Annotated in this window: 15 protein-coding genes and 1 tRNA gene; 13 read left to right on the plus strand and 3 right to left on the minus strand. The window is 69.5% G+C overall.

The genetic code is table 11. From position 1 onward, the window contains the following. The first annotated feature begins 89 nt into the window (after nucleotides 1–89). A tRNA-Leu gene (locus EJ913_RS04050) sits at nucleotides 90–174 on the plus strand. Nucleotides 175–418: 244 nt separating this feature from the next. On the opposite strand, the gene pncA is transcribed toward EJ913_RS04050, so the two are convergent. Together pncA and EJ913_RS04060 are read right to left on the minus strand one after the other, a co-directional pair. Then, entirely contained in the window at nucleotides 419–1,048 is a 630-nt protein-coding gene (gene pncA / locus EJ913_RS04055) for a bifunctional nicotinamidase/pyrazinamidase (RefSeq protein WP_126995033.1), read from the minus strand. Between the two features lie 246 nt (nucleotides 1,049–1,294). Then, nucleotides 1,295–2,035 carry a 3-oxoacyl-ACP reductase family protein gene (locus tag EJ913_RS04060; RefSeq protein WP_126995035.1) on the minus strand — a complete coding sequence of 247 codons (741 nt, stop codon included), beginning with the start codon at nucleotides 2,033–2,035 and terminating at the stop codon, nucleotides 1,295–1,297. 80 nt (nucleotides 2,036–2,115) lie between these two features. Between EJ913_RS04060 and EJ913_RS04065 the strand changes: the two genes are divergently transcribed. Both EJ913_RS04065 and EJ913_RS04070 read left to right on the plus strand, forming a co-directional pair. Beyond that, nucleotides 2,116–2,805 carry a TetR/AcrR family transcriptional regulator gene (locus tag EJ913_RS04065; protein ID WP_211098869.1) on the plus strand — a complete coding sequence of 230 codons (690 nt, stop codon included), beginning with the start codon at nucleotides 2,116–2,118 and terminating at the stop codon, nucleotides 2,803–2,805. Between the two features lie 223 nt (nucleotides 2,806–3,028). Continuing rightward, complete coding sequence (locus EJ913_RS04070; RefSeq protein ID WP_126995039.1) at nucleotides 3,029–4,546, plus strand: AMP nucleosidase; 1,518 nt, start codon at nucleotides 3,029–3,031, stop codon at nucleotides 4,544–4,546. 45 nt (nucleotides 4,547–4,591) lie between these two features. Here the strand turns inward: EJ913_RS04070 and EJ913_RS04075 are convergent, their stop codons facing one another. Next, a complete protein-coding gene (locus EJ913_RS04075; RefSeq protein WP_126995041.1) occupies nucleotides 4,592–5,221 on the minus strand; it encodes a DUF4337 domain-containing protein in 630 nt (209 codons plus the stop codon). A gap of 150 nt (nucleotides 5,222–5,371) precedes the next feature. On the opposite strand from EJ913_RS04075, the gene EJ913_RS04080 reads away from it, so the two are divergent. From EJ913_RS04080 to EJ913_RS04125, 10 genes are all read left to right on the plus strand, one after another. Next, the gene (locus EJ913_RS04080) at nucleotides 5,372–5,938 is read left to right on the plus strand and encodes a septation protein A (RefSeq protein WP_126995043.1); all 567 of its coding nucleotides are present in this window, start codon (nucleotides 5,372–5,374) and stop codon (nucleotides 5,936–5,938) included. Nucleotides 5,939–6,047: 109 nt separating this feature from the next. Continuing rightward, complete coding sequence (locus EJ913_RS04085) at nucleotides 6,048–6,353, plus strand: twin-arginine translocase TatA/TatE family subunit (RefSeq protein ID WP_126995045.1); 306 nt, start codon at nucleotides 6,048–6,050, stop codon at nucleotides 6,351–6,353. 177 nt (nucleotides 6,354–6,530) lie between these two features. Further along, nucleotides 6,531–7,577, plus strand: a complete 1,047-nt coding sequence (locus EJ913_RS32935) for an SPOR domain-containing protein (protein ID WP_126995047.1) — start codon at nucleotides 6,531–6,533, stop codon at nucleotides 7,575–7,577. Nucleotides 7,578–7,802: 225 nt separating this feature from the next. Beyond that, the gene (locus tag EJ913_RS04095) at nucleotides 7,803–8,225 is read left to right on the plus strand and encodes a response regulator transcription factor (protein WP_126995049.1); all 423 of its coding nucleotides are present in this window, start codon (nucleotides 7,803–7,805) and stop codon (nucleotides 8,223–8,225) included. Then, a complete protein-coding gene (locus EJ913_RS04100) occupies nucleotides 8,222–10,438 on the plus strand; it encodes a 3'-5' exonuclease (protein WP_126995051.1) in 2,217 nt (738 codons plus the stop codon). The genes EJ913_RS04095 and EJ913_RS04100 overlap by 4 nt, the downstream gene beginning before the upstream one ends. Next, nucleotides 10,435–10,653, plus strand: coding sequence for a hypothetical protein (locus EJ913_RS04105; RefSeq protein WP_126995053.1), 219 nt, complete (start codon nucleotides 10,435–10,437; stop codon nucleotides 10,651–10,653). Before EJ913_RS04100 ends, EJ913_RS04105 begins: the two co-directional genes overlap by 4 nt. Nucleotides 10,654–10,658: 5 nt before the next feature. Continuing rightward, nucleotides 10,659–13,388: a sensor histidine kinase gene (locus EJ913_RS04110; RefSeq protein ID WP_244939233.1), complete on the plus strand. Its 2,730-nt coding sequence runs from the start codon at nucleotides 10,659–10,661 to the stop codon at nucleotides 13,386–13,388. Between the two features lie 230 nt (nucleotides 13,389–13,618). Beyond that, a complete protein-coding gene (locus EJ913_RS04115) occupies nucleotides 13,619–15,235 on the plus strand; it encodes a hybrid sensor histidine kinase/response regulator (protein WP_126995055.1) in 1,617 nt (538 codons plus the stop codon). Between the two features lie 140 nt (nucleotides 15,236–15,375). Next, nucleotides 15,376–17,103, plus strand: coding sequence for a PAS domain-containing sensor histidine kinase (locus EJ913_RS04120; protein WP_126995057.1), 1,728 nt, complete (start codon nucleotides 15,376–15,378; stop codon nucleotides 17,101–17,103). Then, nucleotides 17,100–17,495, plus strand: coding sequence for a response regulator (locus tag EJ913_RS04125; RefSeq protein ID WP_126995059.1), 396 nt, complete (start codon nucleotides 17,100–17,102; stop codon nucleotides 17,493–17,495). Before EJ913_RS04120 ends, EJ913_RS04125 begins: the two co-directional genes overlap by 4 nt. Nucleotide 17,496 lies beyond the last annotated feature (1 nt).

Consider the following 17,496-nt stretch of genomic DNA (forward strand, 5'->3'; position numbering starts at 1 on the left):
GGGGCACCGGCGTCGTCGCGCGCTCGCGGAAAGCGTCGGTGAATTTGGCCTTGCCGCCTTCGCGGCGAGTGCGCTAGAAGGAGCGCGTTGCGGGCGTGGTGGAACTGGTAGACGCGCCGGACTCAAAATCCGGTTCCGAAAGGAGTGTCGGTTCGATTCCGACCGCCCGCACCACCTTTTTTTTTCGGCACGCTGCTTGTCACCCTTGCGCCATCAAGCTGAGCGCATCGGAGCGGCCAGATCACTCTCAAGCCTTCAAACGCCTCGCCCCCGCTCACCCCATCCCTTCCCGCGACTGTTCCTTCGAGGGATACGTCTTGCCGAGGGGCGTGAACCTGGACGGAAGGGTAGATCGGACCGGAACACGGGGCCGCAACGGGCACCCCGGACGGAGGTGCCCGCCGGGCGGGAGTCCCCATCACACCGGCCCGTAGATCCCCATCACCCCGGCGGCGGTGAGACGCTGGTGGGCGTCGGCCATCGAGCCGTTGGTGTCGATGCCGCGGCAGGCCTCGTGCACCACCACCGACTCGAAGCCACAGCGCACGGCGTCGATGGCCGAGGCGGCGACGCAAAAGTCGGTCGCGAGCCCGGCGAAGAACAGCCGGCGGAAACCGCGGTCGCGCAGGTAGCCGGCCAGACCGGTCGAGGTCGTCTTGTCGTTCTCGTAGAAGGCGGAATAGGAATCGATGCCCGTCCGGTAGCCCTTGCGGATCACCATCTCGGCCTTCGTGGCGTTGAGGCGGGGATGGAACTCGGCCCCCCAGGTGCCCTGCACACAATGGGTCGGCCACAGCACCTGCGTGCCGTAGGGCATCTCCGCCGTGTCGTAGGGGGCCTTGCCGGGGTGCTGGGCGGCGAAGGAGCGGTGGTCGGCCGGGTGCCAGTCCTGGCTGAGGATGACGCTCTGGAAGGCGTCGATCAGCCGGTTGACGCCGGGGATGATCTCGTCGCCGCCCGGCACCGCCAGCGCACCGCCGGGACAGAAATCGTTCTGGATGTCGATGAGAACCAGCGCATCGGTCGGCTGGAAGGAATGGTCGGTCATGGGCGGGTGCGCGGCCTTCCGTTTTGGTGTTGGGACGGGCGGGATTCTACACGCCCGCAGCGTCCCCATCCAGACACATCAACCAAGCCGCGCACGTTCGACAACAAAGACAAGGGCGCCGATAATATCATCGGGCGCCAGTCCTGACGCATCAGGATGTGGCGCGCGCCCCCAGGCAGCGGGCGGGGCCATCCGCCCTCTTGCCTTTGCGGGCATCAGCCTGCGGGGCTGACCACGAGCGATCGTTCAGGCGTTCGTGCCGCCATCGACCGCGATGCCGGTTCCGGTGATCTGCCGCGCGGCGGGGCTGGCCAGGAAGGCGACCGCGGCGGCAACGTCTTCGGGCGTGCCGTAGCGGCCGAGCGCGGTCAGGCCCCGCTGCGCGTCCGCACGCTCGCTCTGGGCCGGGTTCATGTCGGTGTCGGTCGGCCCCGGATGGACGAGGTTGACGGTGATGCCGCGCGGGCCGAGTTCGCGCGCCAGTCCCCGCGTGAAGGCCAGCAGCGCGGACTTCGACATCGAATAGACCGTCAGGCCGGGAAAGGCGACGCGCTCGGCAAGGCACGAGCCGATGGAGACGATGCGACCGCCGTCCGCCAGGTGCGGGATCGCGGCCTGCGAGGCCAGCACGACCCCGCGCACGTTCACGTCGAGCACCGCGTCGATGTCGTCCAGGCTCATCTCCGCCAGCGGACCGCCACGCGCGACGCCGGCGTTGTTCACCAGGATGTCGAGGCCGCCCAGATTCCCAGCGGCCTCGTCGACCGAGCGTTTCACCGCCGCCGCGTCGGCGCTGTCGGCCTGGATGGCGAAACCGCGCCGGCCCTTCGCTTCGATGGCGCGGACAAGCCCGGCGGCCTGTTCGGCCGAGTTCTGGTAGGTGATGGCCACATCCGCCCCCTTCTCCGCGAGGGCCAGGGCGATGGCGGCGCCGATGCCGCGCGAGGCTCCGGTCACCAGGGCGCGCTTGCCGGCCAGATCACTCATCGTTCGTTCTTTCTGTATTGATCGATACAAAATTCGTAGGCGCGTTGCGAAGCGCGGTCAAGCGATTTATGTATCGAGCGATGCAGAAACCGGACCGCCCCCCTTCTCCGTCCAAAGTGACGCCCGCCCCCGCCCGTGGCCGACCGCGCGCCTTCGACCGCGAGGCCGCCCTGGCGCAGGCGACCCGCCTGTTCTGGCGCAAGGGCTACGCGGCGACGTCGATCGCCGAGTTGACGGAGGCCATGGGCATCGGCTCGCCCAGCCTCTACGCGGCCTTCGGCTCGAAGGAGGCGCTCTACGCCGAGGCCCTCGACCATTACGGCCGCCGGTACGAAGCGCTCGTCTGGAGCAATTTCGCCGCGGCCGGGACCGCCCGCGCGGCGGTCGAGGCGCTTCTGATGGATTCGGCCGCGGCGCTGACCGGCTCTTGCGGATCCGGCGATCCGCTCGGCTGCATGGTGACGCTCTCGGCCGTCGGCAGCGAAGGCTTTGCGGAGCTTGGCGAACGCGTGCGGGCGAGTCGCGCCCTTGCGCTCAAACGCGTGGAGGAACGCCTCGACCGCGCGGTGATGGCCGGCGAGCTTGCCGCCTCGGCCGATGTCCATGGGCTTGCCCGCTTCGTGCTGGCCGTGCAGGGCGGCCTGTCGCTTCAGGCGCGCGACGGCGCGAGCCGGGCCGACCTGGAAGCTGTCGCCCGCACGACGATGGCGGGATGGGAGGCGCAGGTTTCTGCTTTGCGCAAAACGGATGCCGGATGTCCTGGTGGATAGGAGCCACTCATGACCCGGAGCGCGCACGATTGGCGCGTGCCATATGCCTGAGCGCGGCGAACAAGACGTTATGGGGATAGGGCTCTTGCAAAGCATGAACCCGGGATCCACCGTTCCGGGGAAAGCTCAGCGCGTCCCTCCCCGCCCCTTGCGTTTTGCAAACTGGCGCGGCGTCGCTCAAGGCCCCTTCCATCGCTGGGGTCGAGTGACCATGATAGGTTTCATGACCGACAAAGCCCCGCTCCAGCCCGGTTCGGCCGGGCGATTCACCGATGCCAAAGCCGCCCTGGCCTGTGTGCGCGACATCTACGAGCGCAACACCGCCTATCTGCGGGACCGCTTCACCGCCTACACCCAGGGCGAGGAGGGCGGCGGGCGCAACCGGGCCTACTACCCCTATGTCCGGCTGACGACCCATTCCGGCGCGGTGGTGGACACCCGGCTGGCCTACGGCTTCGTCGAGGGCATCGGCACCCATTCCACCACGGTGACCCGGCCGGATCTGTTCGAGCGCTATCTGCTGGAGCAGTTCTCGCTGCTGCTGCGCAGCCACGGCGTGCCCCTGGAGGTCGGCGTCAGCGACGAGGCGATCCCCATCCACTTCGCCTTCTCCCAGGGCATGTACGTGGAGGGCGACCTGCCGCCCGACCGGCTGACCCGGCTGCCGGACCTGTTCGACCTGCCCGACCTCGCGCGGATGGACGACACCATCGTCAACGGCACCGGCGACGGCGGGCCGGACGCGGTGAAGCCGCTGGCCCTGTTCACGGCGCCGCGCGTCGATTTCTCGCTGCACCGGCTGCGCCACTACACGGCGACGGCGCCGGAGAATTTCCAGAACTTCGTCCTGTTCACCAACTACCAGTTCTACGTCGACGAGTTCGTCCGGCTGTCGCGCGAGATCATGGAGCCGACCGACGACGCCGACCTCGCCGCCTACCGCCGCCAGTACGACCGCTTCGTCGAGCCGGGGGACTGCGTCACCTGGAACCGCAACCTGGACTACGCCGTCACCGACGACGGCGAGGCGGCGGTCAGGCTGGCCCGCATGCCGCAGATGCCGGCCTACCACCTGACCCGGCCGGACGGCAACGGGATCACGCTGGTGAACATCGGCGTCGGCCCGTCCAACGCCAAGACGATCACCGACCACATCGCCGTGCTGCGCCCGCACGCTTGGCTGATGCTGGGCCATTGCGCCGGCCTGCGCCACACCCAGCGGCTGGGCGACTACGTGCTGGCCCACGGCTATGTCCGCGAGGACCACGTGCTGGACGCCGACCTGCCGCTGTGGGTGCCGGTGCCGGCGCTGGCCGAGGTGCAGCGCGCCCTGGAGACGGCGGTGGAGCGGGTGACCGGCCTGTCCGGCTTCGACCTGAAGAGCATCATGCGCACCGGCACCGTCGCCACCATCGACAACCGAAACTGGGAGCTGCGCGACCACCGCGAGCCGCTGATGCGCTTCAGCCAGAGCCGGGCCATCGCGCTGGACATGGAAAGCGCCACCATCGCGGCCAACGGCTTCCGCTTCCGGGTGCCCTACGGAACCTTGCTCTGCGTGTCGGACAAGCCGATGCACGGCCAGCTGAAGCTTCCCGGCATGGCCGACCGCTTCTACCGCGAGCGGGTGGACCAGCATCTCAAGATCGGGGTGCTGGCGATGGAGCTTCTGCGCGAGCACGGCATGGAAACGCTGCACTCCCGCAAGCTGCGCAGCCTCGCGGAGGCGGCGTTCCAATGAGCTGGAACCGCCGCTTCCGTCCAGCGGAATCAGGAAAAGGCGGGATCACAGGAAGGGCAGCGGCACCGCCAGGGTGAAGCCGTCCACCGCCATCGCCAGACCGACCAGGGCCAGCCCCCGGCTGCTCCACAGGATCATCCCCTTGTTGGTGATGGCGAAGACCGAGGCCAGGACGATGGCCAGCTGCAACAGCCCCTCGGCGAAGTCGAAATACGGGTCCTGGGCGGCGGCGTGGTCGCGCCGCTCCTCCGCCGCCTTCGCCCTGGCCAGCAGATCCTTGCGGCTGTTGCGGCCCTCCTCGGTTTCCAGCCGGTCGGCCGCCTGGCGGTATTCGGCGGTGCGGGCCATCTGCGCCGCGCGCGCGTCGGCCGGCAGCCCGGCGCCGAGCAGATCCAGCTGGTCGGCGGCCAACCGCAGGCTGATCTGGCGCTGGGTCTTGGCCTGGTAATAGGCGAAGTTGTCCGACGCCTCGATGGCGCTGGAGGCCAACTCCTTGCCGGCGTTGGATCCGGCGACGGCGACGACCGCCAGCACGGCCGCCAGGATCGAGATGTAGATGGCGGTCGAGGTCTTCACCTCCCCGCCATGCCCGCTCTCGTGGTCGCCGCCGCCGTGCCGCTTGCGCTCGTGTTCATGGGATTCGTCGATCAGATCCTTGACCTCGGTCGCTTCCATTGCCGCCTGTGCCTGTCCGTTCGGGTTTGCCAAAAGAGGTAGCCCGGCCGGCCAGGGAAGGGAAGGCCCGCCGCGCGCCGTCACGCGAAGTCCACGGGACGCCCGCTTTCGCCCCTTTCACGGCGGCGCGGTTCGGGTTATGTCAAGGGTATGAACCAGTTCGCTCGCCTCGCCATCGAAGCCGGGCCGCTCGCGGCCTTCTTCATCGCCAATTCCCAGGCCGGCATCATGACCGGCACGGCCGTCTTCATGGTCGCCATCATCATCGCCGTGGCGGTGTCGTGGCACATGGAACGCAAGGTGCCGATCATGCCGATCGTCGGCGCCGGCTTCGTGCTGCTGTTCGGCGGGCTGACGCTGTGGCTCCAGGACGATCTGTTCATCAAGATCAAGCCGACTCTGGTCAACCTGCTGTTCGCGACCGTGCTGTTCGTCGCGCATCTGACGCACCGCAACGTGTTGAAGCGGCTGCTCGGCACCGTCCTGAACCTGACGGACGAGGGGTGGCGGATTCTGGGAATCCGCTGGGCGTGGTTCTTCCTGCTGCTGGCGGTGGTGAACGAGGTCGTCTGGCGCAACATGGCGACCGACGCCTGGGTGAACTTCAAGGTCTTCGGCATCATGCCGCTGACGCTGGTGTTCAGCGCCCTGCAGGCCCCGCTGATCCTGCGCCATCAGGTCCCCGACGAGCCGGCGGAAAGCGGCCCCGCCGCCTGACCGGCCTCTTGTCCGTCCCAACCACCGCGCTCACATAGGGGCGACGCCCCGTCCGACCACCAGGGGCTTTCGCCCTTTCCGACCCGCGACCACAGAGGTTTTCACGCTCATGGGCAGTTTCAGCATCTGGCATTGGATCATCGTTCTGCTGATCGTCCTGCTCCTGTTCGGCGCCGGCAAGCTTCCGTCGGTGATGGGCGACATCGCCAAGGGCGTGAAGGCCTTCAAGGCCGGCCTGAAGGACGAGGAGGCCGAAGCCGCCGCGCAGGCCCAGCCCGCCCCGCCGCCGGTCGCCACCCAGCCGCCGCCGGCCGCCCCGCACCAGCCGGCGCCGGCCTTGGACCCGGCCCATGTGAAGCCGGCCCAACCCGGCGCGACGGTCGCCGCCGATCCGGCCAAGCCGCACCAGGGCTGAGAGGACGGGACCGGAAGGTCCTTTCTTTCTCACCGTTCGCACCTGCAGGACGGTTTGATCGGGCTGGAAAATACGATAGAAAGAAGGGGTAATCCCTCACCTTAGCGTTTGCGCGGGCGCCGGGGTTGCCCCTGTTCTTTTCGGGATGCGCTGATCGCCGTGACGTTCAAGGATCAAATGAAGGCCACCGGCAAATCCGGGGATGCCCACACGCCGGAGAGCGAGGACATCGCCAAGCTCCTCCGCGCGCTGAACGAGGATCTGAAGGCCGATCCCATCGACGCCGCCATCGACCTCGACGAGGACGACGAGGAGCGTCACACCGCGCGCGGCCTGCCGCTCGGCAAGATCGCCGCCGCGCTGCTCGCCGCCGCCGGCATCGGCGTCGCCGTGGTCATGCTGGATCCGGGCGGCGCGCCGACACAGCCGACCGAAGCCACCGCCCTGGTCGCCCCGGCGCCCGCCATCACCCGCGCTCCCGCCCCCCAACCCTCGGCCGCCGCCCCGGAATCGATGATCGCCCGCGCGCCGGCGCCCAGCGCCGCGCCGGTTGCGCCACCGGTCTCCACGGCCCCCGCCCCGCCGCCGGCGGTCGCGGCTCCCCTCACCCCGACGCCCGCGTTGAGGGTTCCGGAACCGCCGGCCCTGCCGCCCACCGCGACGGTGACCAAGCCCGCCCCGGCCGTCCGGCAGGCCGAAGCTTTGCTTCCCCCGGTCACCCCCGCTCCGCGCACCGAAGCGCCGAGGGCCGAGCCCGAAACGCCGCCGTCCTCCCCGCCGCCCGCCGCGCCTGTCGTTCCGAAGGCGGCGGAGACCGGCGAACTGCAAGCCATGCTGGCCCCGCCCAAGGAGCCGCGCGACACCAAGCGCGTTCCGGCCAAGCCCACCGATTCGAAGGCGGTCGAAGCCAAGCCGGCCGAAACGAAACCCGCCGCGCCTGTCGTTCCCAAGTCGGCGGCCGGGAAGCCCCCCGTCACGATCCCCGGCGGCCCCTACGCCGTGCAGACCGGCACCTTCAAGGTCGCGGAGAACGCCGAAAGCCTGACCCGCCGCCTTCAAGGCAACGGGTTCTCGGCCTACACGCTGGCATGGACCGACAAGTCCAGCCAGTCCTGGCACGCGGTGCGCGTCGGCGGTTACGCCGATTCCGCCGCGGCGAAACGCGCGGCCGGCGAGTTGAAGGCAAAGTTCGGCATCGACTCCGTCGTCGTCGCCACCCACTGACGCCAAACGCCGGGACCGTCCTGTCCCGGCGCTGCGGCATACTGTCCTCCCCCTCGCCGTTTCGCGCTGAACGCGCGCTTTGTCTTGGCCGTTCCGCCCCCTCTCTTTGGTCGGGGGTGGGGGAGTGCGGCTTGATCCGGGCTTACCCTTGCTCGTACCATGGACATTCCAGGGCACGAAGCAATGAACACGCCGGCAGCAGACCGGCGAGCCGGAGGAAGCCCCATGAAGCCGACCATCCTGGTCGTCGACGACGAGCCCAGCATCGTCCTGTCGCTCCAGGTCCTCATGCAGCGCGCCGGATTCGAGGTGCGCATCGCCCGTGACGGGGAGGATGCCCTCCGCTCGGTGGAGGCCTTCACGCCAGACCTGATCCTGCTCGACGCGATGATGCCCAAGCGCGACGGCTTCGACGTCTGCCAGACGCTCCGCGCCAACCCGGCGTGGCGGGATCTGCCGATCATCATGCTGACGGCCAAGAGCCGCGACGTGGAGCGCCAGAAGGGCATGGCGCTCGGCGCCACCGACTACATCACCAAGCCCTTCTCGACTCGCGATCTGGTCGCCAGCGTCCGCCGCCACCTCGGCATCACGGCGGAAGCCGCGACGGGCAGCCCGGCGGAGAGCGCAGCGGGGAACAGGGAATGACCCTGCCCGCCATCGACACGGGCCTTCCAGCGGGCGAGGCTGTCCCACCCAAGACCGCCACGCCGCCCCTGCCCCGCCGCATGATTCCGCTGGCCTTCCGCCTCGTCGGCGGCGGGCTGGCCGCCCTGTCGGTCGGGCTGGCCTGGGCCTTGCGCAACGCCGAGGGCGATCCCCTGCTGACCTACGCGGTGGTGATGACCGGCGCGCTGGCCGCCGGAATCTGGCTGCTGTGGCTGGCGGTGGACCGCTGGCTGCTGCGCGCCGCCGAGACGCTGAGCCGCGAGGCCGGGCTGATCGCCCACGGCAACGCCGAGGGCGCGGTCGGCGGCCGGGTGCCGCTGGCGCGCTACGGCGACCTCGTGCCGATCGCCCGCGCGGTCAACGACCTCTCCGACAAGCTGGCCGTGGTCCGCCGCGACATCGCCCGCGCCGTCGCCGAATCGACCGCCGGGGCGGAGGAGCAGAAGACCCGGCTGGCCGCCGTCCTGCGCGACCTGCACGAAGGCGTGCTGGTCTGCAACAGCCGGCACCAGATCCTGCTGTACAACCAGACGGCGCTCGACATCCTGCACCTGACCGGCGACCTCGGGCTCGGCCGCTCGCTGCTGCACGTCGTCGTGGCGGAGCCGGTGACCCACACGCTGGAACGGCTGACCCTGCGCATCCGCGAGGGCCGCCACCGCAACCACGAGCACGGCACCACCGCCCAGTTCGTCGGCTCCACCACCGACGGCCGCATCCTGCTGGAAGGCCGCATGAGCGCCATTCTTCAGGACGCCGAGGAGGGATCGGAGGAGCCGCCGGTGATCACCGGCTACGTCGTCACCCTGTCCGACGCGACCAGCGAGCTGGCGGCGCTCGGCCAGCGCGATGCCCTGCTGCGCGAGGCGACGGAGGGCTTCCGCGCGCCCATCGCCAATTTGCGCGCGGCGGTGGAGACGCTCTACGACAACCCCGACCTCGGCCCGAAGGACCGCGCGGCGTTCGAAAGCGCCATGCTGGAGTCGACCGACGCCCTGTCGCAGCGGCTGGAGCGCGTGACCACGGCCTACCGCGGCGTCGTCACCGGCAGTTGGCCGATGAGCGACATCCACTCCAACAACCTGATCACCCTGGTTCGCCACCGCATCGCGGCATCCGGCGGCGCCGAGGTGACGCCGACCGGCCTGCCGCAATGGGTCCACGGCGACAGCCATGGGCTGGTCGTCCTGTTCGGCCATCTGGTCGATTCGGTTCGGGAGCTGACCGGGGCCACCGCCTTCGACCTGGGGGCGGAAGCCGGCGACCGCTGGGTGTATCTCGACCTCGTCTGGCGCGGCGTCCCGGTGCCCAGCGCGACGCTGGACGGCTGGCTCGACCGACCGCTGCCCGGCGCGCCGGGGGGCTTGAGCGTCGGCGACGTGCTGCAACACCACCGCAGCACCGCCTGGAGCGAGCCGGTGCCCGACCGCGAGGGCTTCGCCCGTCTGCGCGTTCCGGTGCCGCCGGCCCTGTCGCCGCCCTCGGCCCACACCCACGCCCATTCCCACGCCAGGGCCGGCGCCCGGCCGGAGTTCTTCGACTTCGGCCTGCTGCACCAACCGCTGGCGACCAGCGCCCTGGGGCAGACGCCGCTCGACCGGCTGCATTACGTGGTGTTCGACACCGAGACCACCGGGCTGTCGCCCAGCACCGGCGACGAGATCATCCAGATCGCCGCCGTCCGCGTCGTCGGCGGGCGCATCCTGACTGGCGAGACCTTCAACGCGCTGGTCGATCCGAAACGGCCGATCCCGGCCGAATCGATCCCCTTCCACGGCATCACCGACGCCATGGTCGCCGGCCAGCCGGCGGTGGAGGCGTTGCTCCCGCAGTTCCGCGCCTTCGTGTCGGGCGCCGTGATGGTGGCGCACAACGCCGCCTTCGACCTGAAATTCCTCAAGATGAAGGAACGGGCGGCGGGGGTGGCGTTCGACGGGCCGGTGCTGGACACCATGCTGCTGTCCCGCATGCTGCTGGGCAACGACGGCGACCACACGCTGGACGGCATCGCCGAACGGCTGGGCATCGCGGTGGTGGACCGCCACACCGCGCTGGGCGACAGCCTCGTCACGGCGGCGGTGTTCCTGCGCATGGTGGAGATGCTGCGCGAACGGGGCGTGCGGACCCTGGACGACGCCATCCGCGGCGCCAACATCCTGGTCGAGCTGGCGGCGCGGGAGCGCGCCTTTTGACCGCCCGGCGCGGTTCCCGCGAGGACGGGAAGCCGCCGCGCCGCGACCGCATGGTCGCGCTGTTTCTGCTCGGCCTGCTGCTCTTCAATCCGCCGCTGCTGCGGCTGTTCGGGGTGGAGGGCGAAATCTTCGGCGTGCCGGTGCTGTACGCCTACATCCTGGGCGTCTGGGCCGCCATGATCGCGCTGGCGGCGCTGGCGGCGGAGCGGCGGTGACGGCCATGGCCTGGACGCCCATGCCCTGGTTGACGGTCTTGCTGGTCTCGCTCGCGTATCTCTCGGCGCTGTTCGCCATCGCCCATTGGGCCGACCGGCGGGCGGCGGCGGGGCACAGCGTCATCGCCTCGCCCACCGTCTACGCGCTGTCGCTGGGGGTCTACTGCACGACCTGGACCTTTTACGGATCGGTCGGGCGGGCGGCGTCGCAGGGCATCGGCTTCCTGCCGATCTACCTCGGCCCGACGCTGACGATGCTGCTGGCTCCGCTGCTGATGCGCAAGATCCTGCGGATCGCCAAGACCCAGCGCATCACCTCCATCGCCGATTTCATCGCCAGCCGCTACGGGCGCAGCCCGCTGCTGGGCTGGCTGGTGGCGCTGACCGCCGTGGCCGGCGTCACCCCCTACATCGCCTTGCAGTTGAAGGCCGTCGCCGTCAGCTTCGACGCGCTGACCGGAAGCTTCAGCGGGGACGACAGCCCCTTCCTCGACACCGGCTTCGCGGTCGCGGCGGCGATGGCGCTGTTCGCCATGGTCTTCGGCACCCGGCAAATCGACGCGGCGGAGCACCACCCCGGCATGGTCGCCGCCGTCGCCTTCGAATCGCTGGTCAAGCTGGTCGCCTTCCTGGCCGTCGGGGGCTTCGTCGTCTGGGGCCTGCACGGCGGGCTGGAGGGCCTGTTCGCCGACACCGCCGCGCGTCCGGACATCCAGGCCCTGTTCGCCGCCGAGCCGGCGCTGGGCGACGGGGCGTGGGCGACCTCGATGCTGCTGGCGGCGGCGGCGATCCTGTGCCTGCCGCGCCAGTTCCAGGTCATGGTGATCGAGAACGTCGAGGAACGGCACCTGAACCGGGCGCTGTGGCTGTTCCCGCTCTACATGCTGCTGATCAACCTGTTCGTGCTGCCGGTCGCGGTGTCGGGCCTGCTGCGCTTCGGCGGCGACACCGACCCCGACCTGTTCGTCATCGCGCTGCCACTCTCCAGCGGGATGGACGCGCTGGCGCTGTTGGCTTTTCTCGGCGGGCTGTCGGCCGCCGCCGGGATGATCGTCGTCGAGTCGGTGGCGTTGTCCACCATGGTCTGCAACGACTTGGTGATGCCGGCCCTGCTGCGGCTGCGGCCCCCGGCGCTGGAGCGCTCCGCCGACCTGTCGCGGCTGCTGCTGGCGATCCGCCGCGCCGCCATCGTCGTGATCCTGCTGCTCGGCTACGTCTATTTCCGGGTGGCGGGGTCGGCCTACGCGCTGGTGTCGATCGGCCTGATCTCCTTCGCGGCGGTGGCGCAGTTCGCCCCGGCGCTGATCGGCGGGCTGTACTGGCAAGGCGCCACCCGGCGGGGCGCCCTGGCCGGGCTGGTGGGCGGCGCGCTGGTGTGGACGCACACGCTGCTGCTGCCGAGCTTCGCCCGTTCAGGCTGGCTGCCCGCCTCCTTCATCGAGTCCGGCCCCTGGGGAATCGCGAGCCTGCGCCCCTACGCCCTGTTCGGGCTGGAGGGGTTCGACCCGCTGACCCACGCGCTGTTCTGGAGCGCGCTGGTCAACATCGGCCTCTACATCGCCCTGTCGTTGACCGACCGCCCCGATTCGGCGCAGCAGGCCCAGGCCGTCGCCTTCGTCGCGGTGTTCGAACAGTCGGAACCTTTGGAGCCGCCGGCCGACTGGCAGGGGGTGGCCAGCGTCGGCGACCTCGCCCGCGTGGTCGCGCGCTTCCTGGGGCCGCAGCGGGCCGAGGCGGCCTTCGCCGGGGCCGACCCCGCCGCACCCGCCGGACCGGAGCGGCTGCGGGTTGCCGAGCGGCTGCTGGCCGGGGCGATCGGCGGCGCGTCGGCCCGCGTGGCGCTGGCTTCGGCGGTGCCGGGCGGCGCGGTGGGCACGGCGGAGCTGCTGCGCATGCTGGACGAGACCAGCCACGTCATCGCCCACAGCCGCCAGTTGGAGGAGAAGACCGCCGCGCTGGAACGGGCCACCGACGCGTTGCGCGCCGCCAACGAACGGCTGACCGAGCTGGACCGGCTGAAGGACGAGTTCCTGTCCACCGTGACGCACGAGCTGCGCACCCCGCTGACCGCGATCCGCGCCCTGACCGAGATCCTGCACGACGACCCCGGCCTCGACCCCGCCCAGCGCCACGAGTTCCTGGGCGTCGTCATCGCCGAGAGCGAGCGGCTGACCCGCCTCATCAACCAGCTTCTCGACATGGCGAAGATCGAGGCCGGCGCGGTCGAGTGGTCGATCGCGGCCATCGACCCGGCGGCGGCGCTGGAGCAGGCGGCCGCCTCCACCGCCGGGCTGTTCCAAGAGCGCGGCATCACCCTCGAAACGGCGCTGGATGGGGCGCTGGACGGGCCGCTGCCGCCGGTGCTGGGCGACCACGACCGGCTGGTCCAGGTCGCCGTCAACCTGCTGTCGAACGCCGCGAAGTTCGCGCCCCCGGGCAGCCGGGTGACGCTGTCCGCGCGGATCGCGGGGGACTCGCTGCGGGTGGCGGTGAGCGACGGCGGTCCCGGCATCGCGCCCGAACACCACGCCGCCGTCTTCGACCGCTTCCGGCAGGTGGGCGACCCAATGACCGACAAGCCGGCCGGGACCGGTCTGGGGCTTGCCATCTGCAAGCGCATCGTGGAGCATCTTGGCGGACGCATCGGCGTCGTCAGCGCTTCCGGTGCTGGCGCCACCTTCTGGTTCACGATTCCGTTGGCCGACTCCGCGCCGCGTTCGCGGACGGCGCCCTGAACGCGCGCCGGTGGCAAGCCCCCCTCGCCACGGCCCGATACCGTGCTATCATGATCGGGTTCATGCCACGAAACGCAGTCGGAAAGGGCGGAGCTTGCGGTTCCTGGGTTTTCCCCTACGATCATCGAGCGCAACCTCGGCGTGGCGATGTGATAGGACTCTTCCCGTTCGGGCGGCCTATGCCTATGGTGGGGCCACCGATCCGTCGGTTTGGGATTAGGAAAGGCGGGATGGGCAAGATTCTGGTGGTCGACGACGAGTTGGACGTCGAAACGCTGATCATGCAGCGTTTCCGCCGCGCCGTCCGCGCGGGCGAGTTGGAGTTCCTGTTCGCCCATGACGGGCAGGAGGCTCTGGCGACCCTGCGTTCCGACCCCGACATCGACATGGTGCTGAGCGACATCAACATGCCCGGCATGGACGGGCTGACCCTGCTGGACCATCTGCCCACGGTGAACGCCGACATCCGCGCGGTGATGGTGTCGGCCTATGGCGATCTCGGCAACATCCGCGCGGCGATGAACCGGGGCGCCTTCGACTTCATCGTCAAGCCGATCGATTTCGCCGATCTGGAAGCCACCATCCACAAGACGCTGGACGCCTGCCGGGCGGTGCGCAAGCTGCGCGAGGCGTTGCAGGAAACCCGCACGGCGGAGGCCGCGTCCCGTGCCCAGGCCGCGCGGCTGCGCCGGGTGCTCGACACCAGCCCGATCGGCGTGTCGATCGTCACCGACGAGGGCGAGCTTCTCTATTGCAACCAGCGCTGCGCCGATTTGTTCGGCGTCCCCCCCGACGCCATGCGCCAGCGCGGCGTGGCGGAGCTGTACCGCCATGTCGAGGGCCGCGAACGCCGGAAGCGCGAAGGCGGGCCAACCCTCGACGATAAGATCCACAGCGACGAGATCCACGTCGTCCGCGACGACGGCCGCGCGGTGTGGATGACCGTCTCCTTCGACCACACGACCTACGAGGACCGCGCCGTCTACATCGTCTGGCTTTACGACATCACCGAGCGCAAGGCCCAGGCGGAGGCGCTGAGCAGCGCCAAGGACGCGGCGGAGAAGGCGCTGAGCGACCTGGAGCGCATGCAGGGCGAGTTGATACGCGCCGAGAAGATGGCGGTGATCGGCCAGCTCATCGCGGCCGTCGCGCATGAGGTCAACACGCCGGTCGGCATCGCGCTGACCGCCGCGACCCATCTCCAGACCGCGTCCGAGGCCATTGTCCTGACCTTCAACGACGGGCTGCTGCGCAAGAGCGACTTCCAGGAGTATGTCGGCACCGCCTGCGAGGTGTCCACCCTGCTGGTCTCCAACATCGAACGCGCCGCCGCCCTGATCCAGAGCCTGAAGCTGGTGACGGAAGGCAAGGCGTCGTCGCCGCGCAGCCGATTCGACCTGCGCGAGTATCTGGCCGACATCATCCTGGCGGTGCGGGTCCAGCCAAGCGCCGCCGGTCACGAGCTTCTGCTGGACTGCCCGGAGGGGCTGGTGCTCGACACCTATCCCGGTGCCCTGACCGAGGTGCTGATCGCGCTGCTGACCAACGCCTTCGCCCACGCCTTCGATCCGGGGCGCGGCGGGCGGGTGACGGTCACGGCCTGCCTGCACCCCGACGACCGGGTGGAGCTGTGCGTGACCGACGACGGGCGCGGCATTCCGCCGGAAATCCTGCCCCGCCTGTTCCAGCCCTTCGCCACCACCCGGCGTGGCGCCGGCAGCATGGGGCTCGGGCTGTACGCGGTGTTCAACATGGTCACCGGCAAACTGGCTGGCGAGATCAACGTGCACAGCATGACCGGGCGCGGGACCTCCATGGTGCTGCGGTTGCCGCTCGACGCGCCCTGACGCCAGGCGTTGGGACGGCAAGGGTTCGAAGCACAAGCTGGGGGCTCTCCCATCACGCCCGCCGCCTCGCCGTGATTGCATCGGTGAGGGCGCTGTATGACAATGCCGTAACACCAACGGCAAGTGGACGCGCGACCGTCATGACCGGTCCCGACGACAGCGGCATCGACGGGATCGTCGAGGACCCGAACGGCGACTTCGCCGCTCCCGGCACGGTGCAGGGCACCATCGACCGCGCACGGCATTACCGCGAGCAGGTCCTTTCCTCGATACCGGGGCTGCTGGTCCACCGGGGTGGGCGCGTCCTGCATTGCAACCGTCCGGCCGCCCAGCTTCTGGGCTATGCGACGCCCGAGGAGGTGCTGGCACTGCCCGGCGTGCTGGCCCTGGTCTCCGAAGACGCCGCCTTCGCGGAGCGCCAAGCCTACGAGCAATGCCTGGCCGGCGTCACCCGCGAGGACGTTCGCCGGATCAAGCGCCAGCGCGCCGACGGTGGGGTGCAATGGTTCGACCAGCTTCTGGAGCCGGTGGACTGGGGCGGCGCGCCGGCCGTCCTGGAAACGCTGGCCCAGGTCCGCCCGCAGACCGGCTACACCCAGATGCCGCACCAGTGGCAGCTGCTCCAGGCCGCCATCGACGCCATGCCGAACGGCGTGCTGATGCTCGACCGCGACATCAAGATGGAGGGGGCGAACAGCGAGTTCCTGCGGCTGTGGGACTACCCGCCCGGCCTGTTCCCGCCGGGCACGCCGATGGACGTCATGCTGACCTACAACCACCAGCGCGGCGATTACGGCGACGTCCCCTGCGGGCCGATCGTCGCCGAGCTGGCCAGCCGCTTCCTGGTCCGTTGCGTCATCAACGCCGAGCGTCACGTGCCGAACGGCCGGATCCTCGACATCCGGACCGCGCCGCGCGCCGATGGCGGCTACGTCGTCACCCATGTCGACATCACCGACCGCAAGCGCATCGAGAACGAACTGCGCGAGGCCAAGGAGCGCGCCGAGACCATCCTGAAGGAGCTGCGCGAGACCCAGCAGCAGTTGATCGTGCAGGAGAAGATGGCGTCGCTCGGCCAGCTCACCGCCGGGATCGCGCATGAGCTGAAGAACCCCCTCAACTTCGTCAACAACTTCGCGGAGCTGTCGGGGGAATTGCTGGACGAGCTGCTGGCCCTGCTCGGCCCGCTCGACGACCGGATGAACGCGGCCGACCGCGCCGACGCCGAAGACCTCACGGCCAGCCTGCAAAGCAACCTGCGCAAGATCGCCGACCACGGCCGGCGCGCCGACAACATCGTCAAGAGCATGCTGGAGCATTCGCGCGGCGGCGGCGGCGAATGGCAGACCGCCGATATGAACGCCCTGGTCGACGAGGCGCTGGCCCTGTCCTACCACGCCGTCCGTGCCCAGGACCGTGGCTTCAACACGGAGCTGGAACGCCGCTTCGACCCGGCGGTGGGGGCGCTGAACCTGGTACCCCAGGATGTCTCCCGCGTTCTGGTCAACGTGTTCACCAACGCCTTCTACGCGCTGCGCAAGCGCCAGAAGACGGACACCGAGCCGGACTATCGCCCGAGGCTCACGGTCTCTACCGTGGATTGTGGCGGAACGGTGGAAATCCGGATACGTGACAATGGAACCGGCATGACTCCGGCAGTCATCGCCAAACTATTCACACCCTTTTTCACGACAAAACCAACGGGAGAGGGAACCGGCTTGGGACTTTCGCTCAGCTACGACATTGTGGTACATCAACATAGGGGTCGCTTCGACGTGAGCAGCGTCGAGAACGACCACGCCGAATTCACGATCACGCTGCCACGCGCCATACCGGCGGTGTCGCTAGGGGAGCGCCGCAAGACATGACTCTGGGTATCCTTGTCGTCGACGACGAACCGGACATCGAAGATCTGTTTCGCCAGCGCTTTCGCGCCGAACTGCGCACCGGACAGTTGGCTCTCCATTTCGCGTCCTCGGCCGAGCAGGCCCTCGAATGTCTTGCCTCCGGCCTTCAACCTGAAGCGGTGCTTGTGCTGAGCGACATCAACATGCCGGGGATGAGCGGCCTCGACCTGTTGGAGCGGTTGCGGTCGGAGTTGCCGACCGTGCCGGTGGTGATGGTGACCGCCTATGGCGACACCGAGAACCGCCAGCGCGCGCTGGAGATCGGCGCCACCGACCTGGTCACCAAACCGGTGGATTTCGCGGCGCTGAAGAAGCTGGTCAATTCGGTCATCGCCCGGAAAACAGCCGCATAAG

The sequence above is a fragment of the Azospirillum doebereinerae genome, from assembly GCF_003989665.1.
GTDB lineage: Bacteria > Pseudomonadota > Alphaproteobacteria > Azospirillales > Azospirillaceae > Azospirillum > Azospirillum doebereinerae.

What these genes read in the sequence shown, in the direction of transcription:
- pncA (WP_126995033.1), bottom strand. Translation starts at nt 1,048, where the DNA reads ATGACCGACCATTCCTTCCAGCCGACCGATGCGCTGGTTCTCATCGAC.
- EJ913_RS04060 (WP_126995035.1), bottom strand. Translation starts at nt 2,035, where the DNA reads ATGAGTGATCTGGCCGGCAAGCGCGCCCTGGTGACCGGAGCCTCGCGC.
- EJ913_RS04065 (WP_211098869.1), top strand. Translation starts at nt 2,116, where the DNA reads ATGCAGAAACCGGACCGCCCCCCTTCTCCGTCCAAAGTGACGCCCGCC.
- EJ913_RS04070 (WP_126995039.1), top strand. Translation starts at nt 3,029, where the DNA reads ATGACCGACAAAGCCCCGCTCCAGCCCGGTTCGGCCGGGCGATTCACC.
- EJ913_RS04075 (WP_126995041.1), bottom strand. Translation starts at nt 5,221, where the DNA reads ATGGAAGCGACCGAGGTCAAGGATCTGATCGACGAATCCCATGAACAC.
- EJ913_RS04080 (WP_126995043.1), top strand. Translation starts at nt 5,372, where the DNA reads ATGAACCAGTTCGCTCGCCTCGCCATCGAAGCCGGGCCGCTCGCGGCC.
- EJ913_RS04085 (WP_126995045.1), top strand. Translation starts at nt 6,048, where the DNA reads ATGGGCAGTTTCAGCATCTGGCATTGGATCATCGTTCTGCTGATCGTC.
- EJ913_RS32935 (WP_126995047.1), top strand. Translation starts at nt 6,531, where the DNA reads ATGAAGGCCACCGGCAAATCCGGGGATGCCCACACGCCGGAGAGCGAG.
- EJ913_RS04095 (WP_126995049.1), top strand. Translation starts at nt 7,803, where the DNA reads ATGAAGCCGACCATCCTGGTCGTCGACGACGAGCCCAGCATCGTCCTG.
- EJ913_RS04100 (WP_126995051.1), top strand. Translation starts at nt 8,222, where the DNA reads ATGACCCTGCCCGCCATCGACACGGGCCTTCCAGCGGGCGAGGCTGTC.
- EJ913_RS04110 (WP_244939233.1), top strand. Translation starts at nt 10,659, where the DNA reads ATGGCCTGGACGCCCATGCCCTGGTTGACGGTCTTGCTGGTCTCGCTC.
- EJ913_RS04115 (WP_126995055.1), top strand. Translation starts at nt 13,619, where the DNA reads ATGGGCAAGATTCTGGTGGTCGACGACGAGTTGGACGTCGAAACGCTG.
- EJ913_RS04120 (WP_126995057.1), top strand. Translation starts at nt 15,376, where the DNA reads ATGACCGGTCCCGACGACAGCGGCATCGACGGGATCGTCGAGGACCCG.
- EJ913_RS04125 (WP_126995059.1), top strand. Translation starts at nt 17,100, where the DNA reads ATGACTCTGGGTATCCTTGTCGTCGACGACGAACCGGACATCGAAGAT.